The organism is Prosthecobacter sp. (genome assembly GCF_049294395.1).
In the GTDB taxonomy this organism is placed as follows: domain Bacteria; phylum Verrucomicrobiota; class Verrucomicrobiia; order Verrucomicrobiales; family Verrucomicrobiaceae; genus Prosthecobacter.
The window spans coordinates 1-13,155 of sequence record NZ_JBAQCR010000353.1 but is presented as its reverse complement, the minus strand read 5'-3'; the positions used below and the strand labels follow the sequence as shown (position 1 = coordinate 13,155).

Here is a 13,155-nt window from a genome sequence, read left to right as displayed (position 1 = left end):
TCGCCGAACTCCACGCCGCCTCCGTACATTGGCTGCTGGACAAGCCCGTTTCCAACAGCGGTCGCCTGGCCGGGCGCATTCGTGAGCTGGCCGAGCAGCATGGCTGGCCCTGGACGGTGGAGGCCGTGTTCAATCCCGACGCCGATCTCATCGCCGCACGTGACGCCGTCGTCGTCAGTTCCGACGCCATGGTGATCGATGGCGCAGCCTGCTGGTACAACCTCGCCGCCGACCTCATCCTCACCCACCGCTGCGGCCCCGCCTGGGTGCTGGATCTGCGAGAGTGACGCCTGGGTGTCAAAAAAAGTGGCCGGGCAGTTTCAACACATCCATCGCCCTTCCCCAAATATTTTTACTCTTTTCCACATCACCCAGTGCCTGACCAGCATTCGTCATTCGACATTATTTAGTCATTCGGTTTTACTCGTTCGTCATTGGCAGCCCCTCCTCCAACTCTCTCCATGCCCAAAAACCGCCACTGGCCCTCCCTCGCTCTGCGCCTCTGGCGCGTGGCGTTGCTGGCGCTGGCGGTCATGGCCATCCGGCGCTCACACTCTCCTGCGGCGGTGGCGCTGACGGTGGACAGGGTGCGGGATTTTTTTCCTACCGCAGCGGCTCTGACACCCCAGAACGGCATGCAGGCAGTGAAAGATGCCTCGGGCATCACGCTTGGCCATGTCATGCAGACTTCGCCGGAAGCGGATGACATCATCGGCTACTCCGGGCCCACGAACACGCTCATCGCGCTGGACTCACGTGGCAAAGTCCTGGGGCTGCGCATCCTGAACAGCGGCGATACGACGGATCATCTGGCCGAGGTGGTGCGCGAAAGGTCGTTCTTCAAGCAGTTCACGGGCAAGAAGGCTGCGGAGCTTTCGAGCCTGCTGCCGCAGGCCGTTTCCGGGGCGACACTGACGAGCAGCGCGATTGCTGAAGGGGTGCTGCGCCGCCTGGGCAAAAGCGCGACAACCTCCCTGCGGTTTCCTGACGCGATCACGCTGGATGAGGTCAAAAAGCTCGAACCTCGGGCGGTGAAACTGCGTGAATCCAAACAGCATCCCGGTTCACAGGAAGTGCTGGATGAGAAAGGTGCGGTGATCGCGCTGGCGGTGCGCACGGCACCAGCTTCCGACGGCACCGTCGGCTACAAGGGGCCGAGCGACACCTTCATGCTGATGGATGCCAGCGGTACGACGCTGCGCGGCATCGCCCTGCGGCGCAGCTATGACACGGAGCAGTATGTGGGCTACGTCACCGGCGATCCGGCGTTTTTGAAAACGTTTGATGGCATGACGACGGAGAAGATCGCGCACATCGATTTCAATGCCGCCGGAGTGGAAGGCGTGTCTGGCGCTACGCAGACGAGCTACGGCATCGCCGAAGGGGTGCGGGTGCGTGCTGAGTCCCTGCTGCAAGAGCAGGAGGCCCGCAGCGGATGGTGGCAGCAGATTCGCTGGCGCTGGCAGGACAGCGGCCATGTGGCGATCCTGCTGGCGGCTTTGGTGATGGCCTTCACTCCGCTGCGGGGCCGGGCGTGGTGCCGGCATTTGCATCATGCGCTGCTGGTGGTCTATGGAGGCTTCATTGCGGGTGAGATGCTCTCCCAAGGACTGCTCGCAGGCTGGGCGACACACGGCACCCCTTGGAAAAACGCCCATGGGCTGGTGCTGCTGGCTGCCGTGGCGCTGCTGGGGCCGGTGTTCACCAGCAAGCAGCTTTACTGCCACCATATCTGCCCGCACGGTGCGCTGCAGCAGCTCCTCGTCCGCCGGCTGCCGTGGCAGTGGTCGCCCTCGAAAGCGGTCGACAAGCTGCTGTCCAAACTGCCCTTCGTGCTGCTGGCGCTGGTGTTGTTCAGCGTGGCCTTTGCGCTGCCGGTCAATCTGAACGCGCTGGAGCCCTTTGATGCGTATCTCTTTCGCGTGGCTGGCTGGGCGAGCATCGGGATCGCCCTCGGCGGACTGCTGGTGTCGCTCTTCACCCCGCTGGCGTACTGCCGCTACGGTTGCCCGACGGGCGCGTTGTTCAAACTGCTGCGCTTTACCGGTGATCGAGATCGCTTCGGCGCACGCGATTGGACAGCCGCGCTGTGTGTGACGTTCGTTCTTCTCTTGGCTCCGGGCTGAAACCGGACTACCAACCCCACAGACATGTCCCTCATTCCTCAATTAGAGTCCAAATTCGGCCGCTTCGCCATTCCCAACCTGGTGCAGATCATCGCCGCGTTTCAACTGCTGGTGCTCTTCATGGTCATGGTGATGTCGCCGGAGGGTGCGGCGGCGTATTTGCAGTTTCTTGAGCTGAATCCGATCCGGGTGATGCACGGCGAGGTCTGGCGGCTGGTCACCCATGTGTTCATCCCCGGCAATTTTTCGCTCATCTGGGCGCTGATCGGCGCGATGTTCATGATGTGGATTGGCCGCGGTTTGGAATCGGCCTGGGGAGCGTTCCGGGTCAATCTCTACATCATCGGCTGGATGATTGCCGTGACCGTGGGGGCGCTGCTGTTTCACTGGCCTGCGTCAGGAATGTTTCTCTTTCAGACCCTGCTGTTCGCCTTTGCGTCCCTGTATCCGAATGAGGAAATCTACATCTACTTCCTTCTGCCGATCAAAATGAAATGGGTGGCGGCTTTGACTGCGGGGATGACGGCCTTTCTGGTGGTGCGTGAGCCCGCGCTGCTGTTTCCGGTGCTGGTGGGACACCTGAACTTTTTCATCGCGTTCGGCCCCGGATTCCTCAGCGAACGGGCGCGCATGGCCCAGGTGGCCTCACGCCGTGGCAAGTTTGAATCTGCCCAGCTCCCGCAGGGCACCTTTTTCCACCAATGCTCCGTCTGCAAAAAGACGGAGCTGGATGATGCGCAACTGGAGTTCCGGGTGCTGGACTCCGGTGATGAAATTTGCAGCGTGTGCCGTGCGAAACAGGCCGGAGGATAAACGCCATGGAGGACAAGCTCGCCGCCGAGTTTCTGGAGTTCATGGAGGTGGAGCGCCGCTCCTCGGACCGCACGCTGGCGAACTACGAGCTGGCCCTGCGGCAGTTCCGTGAATGGCGCACGCCGTTCAAAGGCTGGAGCGAACTCACCGCCGATGACTTCCGCGCGTTCTTGTTTGATCTGATGAAGCGCGAACGCGGGCGGGCGACGATCCGGCTGCAGTTCGCGGCGCTGCGCAGTTTTTTCAAATGGCTGACGCGCCGGCGGGGCTGGAAAGCCAATCCGCTGCTGGAGGTGCAGCTGCCCAAGCGGGAAAAGAAGCTGCCCGTGGTGCTCACGGTGACGCAGGTGGAGGCCATGCTGGCGCTGCCGCTGAGCCTGGAAAAATCCAAGCGCGATGCGGTGTGGGCGCCGGAGCGTGACACCGCGATCCTGGAGCTGTTTTACAGCACCGGCATGCGTCTGAGCGAGCTGGTGGGGCTGAACGTGGCGGACATTGACACCTACACCGAAACCGTGCGCGTGTTTGGCAAGGGGAAGAAGGAGCGGCTCTGCCCGGTGGGCTCCAAAGCACTGGAGGCCGTGCAGCGCTATCGCGCGAAGGCCGGTGTGCATGATGGGCCGCTGTTTCTCAGCAAGCTGCGCACCCGCATCACGGCACAGTCCGTGGACGATGTGATCATGAAATACTGGCGTGCCTCCGGCCTGCCGGTGCACCTCACGCCGCACAAGCTGCGCCACAGCTTCGCCACGCATCTGCTGAACAACGGCGCCGATCTGCGCAGCGTGCAGGAGCTGCTGGGACATGCGAGCCTTTCGACCACGCAGATCTACACGCACGTCTCCACGCAGCGCATGAAGGAAGTCTATGAAGCCGCGCACCCGCGGGCGTGAGTTGAGAGATTGAAAACAGCCAGAAGTCGGTTTAGCATGTCAGCACTCTCATGACCTCTTTGCTTGAAGTCGAATTCCCGGTCACCTTGACATTGCACGCTAAGAGCCGTGCAGACGTGGAACAACGCAGCCGCTTCCTGCTGGCGCTGAAGTACTTCGAACTTGGAGAAGTCAGTTCAGGACAGGCCGCAAAAATGTGCGGCATGGGCCGGGTGGCCTTCCTTGCCGAATGCAGCCGCTGTGGAGTTCCGGTAAGTGAACTGGACGGTGATGATCTCGAACGGGAATTCGCCGATGGCTGATTTCTTTGCTCATCCCATTGTCTGCAACACCGGCCCGCTCATTGCGCTGAGCCGTGCCAACCTCGGGCATTTGCTGTCAAAGCTGTTTCCGCGCGTGATGACCACACAGGCAGTGGTCGCCGAACTAACCGCCAAAGATGCGGGTGACGCCGCCGAGATCCGGCAAACTCTCGCTCACGTCGAAATCGTGGAGACGTCAACACCCGACCCTCTGCTCGTTACCGAGCTGGATGCCGGTGAGGCATCCGTCATTCAGGCGGCGCGGGATCATGGCATCACCGGTGTCTTGATTGACGAACGCCGGGCGCGACGTATCGCAGCAGAGGCTTATCATCTGGAAGTGCGGGGCACCTGCGCAGTGTTCCTGCGTGCGAAGCGTGAAGGATTGCTCCCAAGCATCAGACCCGTGCTGGAGAACCTTGTCGCCAAAGGCTACTTCCTTGGCCCTCAACTCATGACGGAATGCCTGCGCCTGGCAGGAGAATAGCGTAATGGGCGTCAACTGTCTGCCTGCCGCCGTTCTCCGCGCCTGATGTGAAGGCACTCAGAAAACGGCAGCATGCTGCAGTGATCACTTCTTCGATACCCAGGTCGCGACCGGCGTGGGCGTATGCGCTGGCGCTTCATCGAGGGCAAAAGTGATGCAGAGGCTTTGCGGACCTTTGGCACCCTCGACCGAAGCCTTGAGCACGTGGACGTTGGCCTTTACCAAGTCACGGGACTGTTCGCTGGCGGGTTCTGGTGGTACGCCTGCACTGAAGGTGGCCGAGGCGGGTGAGACAATCGTAGCGACGAGGGTTTTGCCACCGAGGGTGAGCTTGGCCGTGGTGCCGGAGGGGTTGATCTCCGCCATGGTGTGCATGCTCCAAGTGATGTTGCCGGTGTTTTTCATGATGAGGTCATCCTGCACCACAATGTAGGGCTTCTCCCCGCGCACGACCATGATGCCCCGATGGACGTCCTTCGCGGGTTTGGAATAGGCCTTGGTCATGTCCACCACGGCGAGGCCGCGTTCCGGTGTGGAGGCACCGAGCAGCACCGCTGCTTTGGCATCGAGTTCCTGCTGATTGCCGTCGATGACGAGGGTGTTCTGACCCAGCGTGTTTTCGAGGTAAAGGGCAAAACGCTTGGTACGATCCGCGCCGGGTTTGACTTCAAAGCCGGGGGCTTTGTCCATTTCAGCACCGAGTTCGATGCCCCAGCGCTGACCGCCGGCTTCCAGCACAAAGCTGCCGATGTCGAGCTGCGCCGTGGTGTCTTCATTTTCGCCGCCTTTGACGGCGACGAAGTAATCCGTCTTTTCCCAGCCGGAGCGTGAGGTGGCCACAAAGCCGCCGGGCTGAGCGTAGTCCATCGTGTCCGCCGTGCCGTCTCCGGCGGCGTGCGGGTTGTAGTAGATGAAGTTGCCGACCTGGCCAAAATAGGCGGCGGTCACAGGCTGCTTGCCAGCGGCGGCGACGGCACGGAGGCCGGGATTTCCCGCGATGCCACTCAGCCAGGTGGCGACCCACGGACGGGTGGAGGCAGCGCTGGTGGCATCTCCAAAATTGAAAGACTGACCGCTGGGGCCCATCATGTGCATGCGGGCGGTGTTGAACTGCGGAATGCCTTCCAGCAGGCTGATGTTAAGATCGCGTCCAGAAGCGGCCTTGAGGGACTCAGAGAGCATGGCTACGTAATCCATCACTGTTTCACCGGCCTGCAGGCCTTCGGGCCAGACACCTGCTGGAGCAAAACGGACGATGCCTTTGCCAAAGACCTTGGCAGCCGCATCCGCCGCTTTTTTGGCGATGGAAGGGTCCTCATCCACAAGGCAGATGGCGGAGAGCAGGAGGGCGGAGGCGGCGGCCATCTGCTTGCTGTCTGGAAGGAGTTTGCCAACATCGGGTTTCGCCTGAGGCTTTCCTTGGGCCTTCGGTGGGGCGGCCTTGGATTTTGTTCCCGTCTGGCCGCCGGAGGTGCCTTTGGCGCTCTCGGGGATCTCTTCGCCCTCAAGATGTGCGATGAGGGCCCCGATGCCTTTCTCTGCGAGGAAGGTACGGACGACAGCCGCCTGCTCGGCGTTCAATCCGGCGCGGAACCAGTCATAGCCCAGGGAGGTGGCCACCACGAGGTCGGTCAAATTGTCCATGAGATCAGGATGCCAGTCGCGGAAGGTCACTTTGTCTGTCAGGGCGATGAGTTCCTTGGTGCCTTTGTCCTGCCATTTCAGATCGCCGTCGCAGAAGTGCAGCGCCCCCAGCAGGCCCATGCGATAAACAGCTTTTGGTCCTTCACCCCCGGTCTCGCCGTTGATGCGTGTGAGCTCCGGATCCAGCAGAAGATCCTCCCCGGAGGCTTTCATGGCCTCCATGATTTTTGCCAGCACAGGATCCGCTGCGATCTGACCTTTCAGCGCCGCCCAGCCAGCGGCGTTGTGAATCAGGCGCGGCCGCACTTTGGCGACGCCACTGAGGTAATCGTTGGCCGAGGGGGCTTTGAATTTGGCCGCTGGTACCACCGCGATGGCAGGCCTCGGGGGCGCAGGTTTTTTCACGACGGCAGCGGTTTTGGCACCTCCCTTGGGCGCGGCAGCGGGGGGCGTGGCAGGGGGTGTACCCGCTGGAGTCGCAGGCATCGCCACTGCGGGTGCGGCAGCAGGGGCGGCCTGCATGGCGGCATAGCGTCCCTTGGCGTATTCAAAGTCAGCCGGGCTCAGATTGGCAATGGCCACATCAAACTCGCGCCCGTCCTTCGTCTTGATCTTCAGCGTCTTGGCAACGGCATCGACCGAAATCAGGGTCGCCTCCACCGTTTTGCCGGAGGTGTTCGTCCAGGTGTGGAATTCTTCTGCGAGCTGCGCACTGGCGCTGGCGGCGAACAGGCAGACGGAAGCAAGAGAGAGGAAACGCGAAGCGGTTTTCATGACGGAAGGGTTGAGAGTGACGCTAAAGCAGCGGGTAGGAGCACCTAGGTCAAGCATAAACGCAGCCTGGAGGCCCGAGTTTGGAGGAAAGACGCGTATCCCAGCAACTAATTTTTAGTCACCAACGCGAGACGAAAGCGCCCGTCATACTGGCCGCCGGCATGCAACCGGCAGCAGCGCAGGCAGGCGGTGGGGCGGCGGAACTTGCGCACACGCTGCACGGTGGTCTGGCAGGCGGGGCAGGCGTAAGTCAGCTTGCGTTCGACTTCATTGCGCGGCAGCGGCAGACGGTGGTGGGCTTTTTCACCGGCGATGCCGAGATCCGCACAGGCCTGACGCCATTCGCGGCCATGCGGCTCGATGCGTTTGCGGCCGCTGCGATGGTAGGCGATCAAATGCGCCAGCTCATGCTTCAGGGTGCGCTCCACCTGGCCTTCAAACTCACGCAGCCGCGGGTTCAGCTCAATGGCCCAGCCCGGATAGCGCGCATAGCCTGCCGTGCTGCGCAGGCGCGCATTCCATGCCACGGTGACGAGTTTGGCTCCGCCCGGCAGATCCAGTGCCAGCAGCATGGCCCGCGTCTGCTCCTCCAGTTCCGCATCGCGGCCATCCGGGATGGGTTCCTCCGCTGAAGCCTCCGCCGGTTCTGGCGGGGGCGTGAGGTCACGCACCTTGCGAAACGGCACCCAGTGCGGCAGGGCGGAAAAATCAAAATTCAGCTGGGAGAGATCGAGCATGCTCACTTCTTCTTTTTGACCTGCACCTTGTGTTCCTGCTCACCCAGAGCGTAGAGCATGTCGGGGGCCACAGATTCGAGGATGAATACGTTTGCGCCGATGGTGCTGCGCGCACCGATGATCGTGTCGCCGCCGACAATCGTCGCATTGGCATACACGGTGACGTGGTCTTCCAGCGTGGGGTGGCGCTTCTTGCCCCGCAGAGCCTGCCCGGCGGCGAGGGAGCGCGCCACAAGGCCGACGCCTTGATACAGCTTCACGTGATTTCCCAGCGTGGCGGTCTCACCGATGACCACGCCAGTGCCGTGGTCGATGAAGAAATGCGAGCCGATCTCCGCGCCGGGGTGAATGTCGATGCCGGTGCGGCTGTGCGCCCACTCCGTCATCATGCGCGGGATCACCGGCACGTTCTTCAGGTAAAGCACATGGGCCGTGCGCTGAATCGCGATGGCTTCGAGTCCGGGATAGGCGAGGATGATTTCCTCAAACCCACGCGCTGCGGGATCTCCGGCGTAGGCGGCCTCCACATCCATTTTCAGCAGGGCACGCACTTCGGCCAGCCTCATCAAGAAACTGCACACCACGTCAGCGGCTTCGGCATCACGATTTTCATGGCTGCCATTGAGGCGCAGGCTGCGGCGCACCTCCACATTCAGGCGCTCACGGATGCTGGCGACGAGTTCGTTCGTCATCAGCTCCAGTTCCTGAGAGGACACGGCCTCGTCGGAAAAGAAGCCGGGAAAGAGCAGATGAAGAAGATCCTCGCAGAGCGTGGCAATGGCACGTTTGGACGGCAGATTGCCGCAATCGACATGGTTGATCCCGCCCACCTCGTGATACGAGGTCATCAGGCTGGAAACGATTTCATTTTGGCGGCAATCCATGTGTGCATTCAGCGATACCGTGCTGTGATCTGGATTCAAGCGCGGGGGTGAGATGATTGCTGTGAATAACTCAGGGTTTGCAGCTTCGTCTGGCAATTGCAACCCTGTGTCTCAAATTGTTTCCTCCTCATGATGACTTCAAACGTACGCTTGGAAAACCTTTGGAGACGTCTGAGTTTGTCGGGCAAGGCCTCCGTCTGGCATGCGCGGCTGCTGGAATGCTATTCGGAGCCGCAGCGTGCGTACCATACGCTGCAACATCTTGAGGAGTGCCTCCGATGCTTTGATGAAGCCAAGGTGTCGGGTTTGATCGCGAAGCCGGACCTCATCGAGATGGCCTTGTGGTTTCATGATGCGGTGTATGACCCTCAGGGCAGCGAGAACGAAGAACTTAGCGCAAAGATGGCGCTGGAGGCGCTCGGCAATCATGAAATGGCGCGCGAGGTGGCGCGGCTCATTTTGCTGACGAAGTCACATCAGCCGGGAGAAGGAGAGGATGATGCCTGGATCATCGACATTGATCTGGCCATCTTCGCACAGCCCTTGGAGCGTGTGCTGGAGTATGAGCGGCAGATTCGTGCGGAGTATGCGTGGGTGCCGCAGGCGGTGTATGCAGAGAAGCGTGCGGAGATTCTGACTGGCTTTTTGAAGCGTGAGAAGATCTACCTCACCGCATGGGCACGCGAGCGATATGAATCGCAGGCGCGGGCGAATCTACGAGAGCTGGAACGGGTGGTGGAATCGTTCACTGATTGACGCTGCGAGCGCCCCAAGGATAGGGGCGCGCTGCACCGCCGGAGAAGTACTGATTCAACTGAGCTTTGGTGCGCCGCAGCAGATCCAGCTCGATGTAACGTGGCTTTTCGGCCACCTCCACCTCAAGGGTCACATGGATGGAAGTGCCGTAGTTGAAGATCGGAAAGCTGCCAGCCTCGGTTTCTGTCTCCTTCTGCGGAGCGGCGGTGAGCACTTCATTTTGGAAATCCAGTGACCCGCTGGGGACCGTCATGCGTTTGAACTTTTCCTGATGAGGCACAGAATCGAAGTTCCACAGAACAATCGAGAGCTTGCCGGAAACGAGGGAATCGCGTGGCCCGAGTGCTCCGAACGCCTGCGCTGTGCCATGCGCGACTGGGATGACTTTTTTGTCGTGATCCACGAGGATGACGAGCCCGAGCTTGTCCTTCAGAAGCCAGTCGCCATTGTCGTAGTACTTGGAGTACGTGGTCTTGCTGGCTTCGCCAGTGGTGCCGTCATAGTGGCCGACGGTCATGGTTCCCGCATTGCAGCCGTTCAGCAGCATGAGGAGTGCGGATATGAAAAGCCGCAATCCGGGAAACGTTTCGTTGGCACAGCTTTTCAGAAGCTACCGGAAAGAAATACCGGGGCGTATTGAAGATTCAAGCCGGTCTTGTGCACCTACCGCAGACGCTTGCGCCAGTAGCCAGGCCGACGGCTGTGATGAGCCACGGCATAGATCGTGATCTTCTCTTCCTCTGCATCATGATGGTAGTAGAGATGATACGGAAAACGCTTCAGGCGGAAGATCCGCACGCCATTGCCCACAAGCTGAAACAGGGCGGGATCGTGTGCGATGGTTTCCAGGGCTGCTTCCATGGCCTGCACAAAGTCTTCGCCAAGACCAAACCTTGTCTTGGAGTAAATCGCCGCATCGCGATACTCCTCGAGTGCCTCCAATTCGAAATGCAGCGTCATGCTTTCGCAGAGAGAGCCTCGCGGACCATCTGATGCGCCGCATCTGCCTCCACCAGCCGCGAAAGACCGCGCTCCACATTGCTCATTCGCGTGCGCACGATCTTCATCTGCTCCGAGATCGCCTCAGTCGAAGGAGATGCGCTTTCCATCAACTGCTCCGCGAGATCGATGCGCATGTCTGCAGACAGCTGCAATGCCTCTTGCAAGAGATAAGATACGCTGGTGGCCATGCATTAAGGATACGAACAAGCCTGGTTCGTGACAAGCTTGAATTCGTGCGTCATAGAGAGCGGCGCATGCTTCCATCTCTCAACCAGCTCAAACTCCCCGATCCGTGGCAGCACCAGGCGGTGAATTTGCTGCGTTCGGGCTGTGACGTGGTCGTCAGCGCGCCGACCGGGGCGGGGAAGACCTACATTTTTGAGCTGCTGCATCAGGGACGGCATTTGCAGGGTCCGGCGATCTATACGGTGCCGACGAGGGCGCTGGCGAATGACAAGTACGCCGAGTGGAAAGAGGCGAAGTGGAATGTGGGCATCGCCACGGGGGACATCGCGGAGAATGTGGATGCGCCTGTCGTCGTGGCCACATTGGAGACGCAGATCGAGCGGCTGGTGCGCGGCGAAGGTCCGGCGCTGCTGGTGATTGATGAATACCAGATGATCTCGGACCACTCGCGGGGTGCGAACTACGAGGCGGCCATCGCGCTGGCACCGCAAGACACGCGCCTGCTGCTGCTGAGCGGTTCCGTGGCGAACCCTGAGGATGTGGCGGCATGGCTCGTGAGTCTGGGCCGCAAGGCGGAAGTGGTCATGACGCGTGAACGGCCTGTGCCGCTTGAGGAAGTGCCGATGGAGACGCTGCCGCAGCGACAGAAGCAGTTTCAGAACTACTGGCCGCGCTTTGCTGCGGCGGTGATGATCGCTGATCTCGCGCCGCTGCTGATCTTTGCACCGCGCCGCAAGGAAGCGGAGTCGATTGCGCGCAGGCTGGCCGCCGATCTTCCGATGGGTGATCCGCTGGAACTCACGGCGGAACAGCGTGCGGTATGTGGAAAAGATCTGGCGACGCTGCTGGAGAAACGCGTGGCCTTTCACCACAGCGGACTCTCGTATGGAGCGCGCGCGGGTGTGATCGAGCCGCTGGCAAAAGCGGGGCAGCTTCGTGTCATTGCAGCGACGATGGGACTTGCAGCGGGGATCAATTTCTCGGTGCGCAGCGTGCATGTGGCGGGCACGACATTTCATGATGGCAAGAGCGAGCACAAACTCGCGCCGGATGAACTGCTGCAGATGTATGGCCGCGCTGGACGGCGGGGGCTCGATGACAAGGGTCATGTGATCACCAGCCGTGACAGTCCTTCCATCTTTGATGCGCGACCGGCGCGACTGCACCGCAGCACCCTGCTGGCATGGCCTATCTTCTTGCGTGTGATGAAACACGCCGCGCTGCGGGAGGAGAATCCTTTCGAGGCCGCGACCCGCTTTGCCGGAAGGTTGTTTGCCAAAGTACCGCCGCTGCTTGGGCTGGAGGAACTGGAGCCGAATGTGGTGCATCCGCAGCATGAAAATGCGAAGGCGCTCTTTGGACTGGAAGCCACGGAGAAGCAGGTCTTGAACTCTCAAGGCGAATGGGAGCGCAAGCACCGCCATGCGCTGCAACGCGTGCCCCTTAGCCGTGTGCATGCGGTGCTGAGCGTTCCCGCTTTCGCCGCGAAGTTTGCGCACGGCATCGGCCGTGTGGGGAAAATCCGCCGCGAAAAGGAAGTGACCTACGGCGTCGAAATCAGCCTCGGCACGCCGGTGGGAGATGATGTGAAGCCGACGAAGTCGATTCGCCGTCTCCTCAAGCTGCCACGCAACGCAGAAACGATACCGCTGGAGGAAATCACGGTGCTGCATGCGGGTGAGCTCGCGAAGGCCATCCTCGACCATGGAGAAGATGTCATCAAGGATGTGGCCCCTGAATTCATCGGCACGGTCACGAAGGAGAACCTGGTGTTTGCCTGCTTCGATCTCGCGCCCATCGAGGTGATGGCCTATGAGGATGGTCATGGCAGGCTGCTCTTCGCGCCGCAAGAGCGTAGCATTGTGGTACAGAATGCGACTGGGGTTCACATGGCCGAAACGGCCACGACCGACCGCGAACCGCGTGGCGGATCGCCGATTCATGCGTGGCGCACGCTGGGCCTGATCGATGCCGATGGCGTGCCGACGCGGCGTGGAGAAATTTTCAGCTTCTTCCAGCATGGTGAAGGACTGGCGATTGTGGCGGCGCTGGAAGATGAAAGCTATCCTGCGGATGATCTGGTGCATCACTTGGCGAATTTGCGCAGCGGCTCCAAGTTTGATCTGCCACTGAACTGCGGTTCCGAACGACTCGCGGCGGTGTGCCGTGGTACCTATGGGTTTGTGAATCATCACGGCTATCTCGAGAATGGTCTGCCGGATGACTACGGCGAAGGCGCGGCGGAATTGCTCGATGCGCTGCTGCATCCGGAGCAGCCGGGAGCGCAGGACTTGAAGGCGGGCATTGCGGAAGGGGACATCTCACGTGCGTATGTGGAATGGCTGAGCCTGCTGCGGCACATCACGCATGCGCCTGATCATCCATGGCGAAGGTGGAGGGAGTTGAAGGAAGCTGCGAAGCAGACGCTGAAGCACCACACCAAGACCCTGCGTCATTTTTTCCATCTCGACCTGCCGCCGCTGACGAACAAGCAGAGGCATGGGAAGACGCGGCATTATTTTATGGTGAAGTAGTGCGGGCAATCCTGCCC

Annotated in this window: 14 protein-coding genes; 8 read left to right on the top strand and 6 right to left on the bottom strand. The window is 60.7% G+C overall.

The annotated features are described in order from the left end of the window. From WAW39_RS23645 to WAW39_RS23620, 6 genes are all read left to right on the top strand, one after another. Positions 1 to 287: DUF5616 domain-containing protein (locus WAW39_RS23645; protein WP_422321623.1), on the top strand; the 287-nt coding region annotated here is incomplete at its 5' end. A 174-nt stretch (positions 288 to 461) separates the two neighbouring features. After that, on the top strand, positions 462 to 2,126 hold the full coding sequence (locus WAW39_RS23640; protein WP_422321622.1) for an FMN-binding protein: 1,665 nt from the start codon (positions 462 to 464) through the stop codon (positions 2,124 to 2,126). Positions 2,127 to 2,150: 24 nt separating this feature from the next. Then, on the top strand, positions 2,151 to 2,939 hold the full coding sequence (locus WAW39_RS23635; protein ID WP_422321621.1) for a hypothetical protein: 789 nt from the start codon (positions 2,151 to 2,153) through the stop codon (positions 2,937 to 2,939). A 5-nt stretch (positions 2,940 to 2,944) separates the two neighbouring features. Next, a complete protein-coding gene (gene xerA, locus WAW39_RS23630; protein ID WP_422321620.1) occupies positions 2,945 to 3,832 on the top strand; it encodes a site-specific tyrosine recombinase/integron integrase in 888 nt (295 codons plus the stop codon). A gap of 50 nt (positions 3,833 to 3,882) precedes the next feature. Continuing rightward, a complete protein-coding gene (locus tag WAW39_RS23625) occupies positions 3,883 to 4,134 on the top strand; it encodes a UPF0175 family protein (protein ID WP_422321619.1) in 252 nt (83 codons plus the stop codon). After that, complete coding sequence (locus WAW39_RS23620; RefSeq protein WP_422321618.1) at positions 4,127 to 4,621, top strand: DUF3368 domain-containing protein; 495 nt, start codon at positions 4,127 to 4,129, stop codon at positions 4,619 to 4,621. Before WAW39_RS23625 ends, WAW39_RS23620 begins: the two co-directional genes overlap by 8 nt. An 84-nt stretch (positions 4,622 to 4,705) precedes the next feature. Here WAW39_RS23620 and WAW39_RS23615 read toward each other — a convergent pair whose 3' ends face one another. The 3 genes from WAW39_RS23615 to WAW39_RS23605 form a co-directional block, all read right to left on the bottom strand. Next, positions 4,706 to 7,039 carry a heparinase II/III domain-containing protein gene (locus tag WAW39_RS23615; protein ID WP_422321617.1) on the bottom strand — a complete coding sequence of 778 codons (2,334 nt, stop codon included), beginning with the start codon at positions 7,037 to 7,039 and terminating at the stop codon, positions 4,706 to 4,708. A gap of 107 nt (positions 7,040 to 7,146) precedes the next feature. Continuing rightward, positions 7,147 to 7,776, bottom strand: a complete 630-nt coding sequence (locus WAW39_RS23610) for a SprT-like domain-containing protein (protein WP_422321616.1) — start codon at positions 7,774 to 7,776, stop codon at positions 7,147 to 7,149. A gap of 2 nt (positions 7,777 to 7,778) precedes the next feature. Continuing rightward, on the bottom strand, positions 7,779 to 8,660 hold the full coding sequence (locus WAW39_RS23605) for a serine O-acetyltransferase (protein WP_422321615.1): 882 nt from the start codon (positions 8,658 to 8,660) through the stop codon (positions 7,779 to 7,781). Positions 8,661 to 8,789: 129 nt separating this feature from the next. On the opposite strand from WAW39_RS23605, the gene WAW39_RS23600 reads away from it, so the two are divergent. Beyond that, positions 8,790 to 9,416, top strand: a complete 627-nt coding sequence (locus WAW39_RS23600) for an N-methyl-D-aspartate receptor NMDAR2C subunit (RefSeq protein ID WP_422321614.1) — start codon at positions 8,790 to 8,792, stop codon at positions 9,414 to 9,416. Here WAW39_RS23600 and WAW39_RS23595 read toward each other — a convergent pair. From WAW39_RS23595 to WAW39_RS23585, 3 genes are all read right to left on the bottom strand, one after another. Further along, positions 9,406 to 9,963: a hypothetical protein gene (locus tag WAW39_RS23595; protein ID WP_422321613.1), complete on the bottom strand. Its 558-nt coding sequence runs from the start codon at positions 9,961 to 9,963 to the stop codon at positions 9,406 to 9,408. The two genes, WAW39_RS23600 and WAW39_RS23595, sit on opposite strands and share 11 nt — an antisense overlap. 116 nt (positions 9,964 to 10,079) lie before the next feature. Beyond that, positions 10,080 to 10,376, bottom strand: coding sequence for a type II toxin-antitoxin system RelE/ParE family toxin (locus WAW39_RS23590; protein WP_397385726.1), 297 nt, complete (start codon positions 10,374 to 10,376; stop codon positions 10,080 to 10,082). Next, positions 10,373 to 10,606 carry a hypothetical protein gene (locus tag WAW39_RS23585; protein ID WP_422321612.1) on the bottom strand — a complete coding sequence of 78 codons (234 nt, stop codon included), beginning with the start codon at positions 10,604 to 10,606 and terminating at the stop codon, positions 10,373 to 10,375. Before WAW39_RS23585 ends, WAW39_RS23590 begins: the two co-directional genes overlap by 4 nt. A gap of 66 nt (positions 10,607 to 10,672) precedes the next feature. Here WAW39_RS23585 and WAW39_RS23580 point away from each other — a divergent pair, with 66 nt between their 5' ends. Next, positions 10,673 to 13,138, top strand: coding sequence for a DEAD/DEAH box helicase (locus WAW39_RS23580; RefSeq protein ID WP_422321611.1), 2,466 nt, complete (start codon positions 10,673 to 10,675; stop codon positions 13,136 to 13,138). Positions 13,139 to 13,155 lie beyond the last annotated feature (17 nt).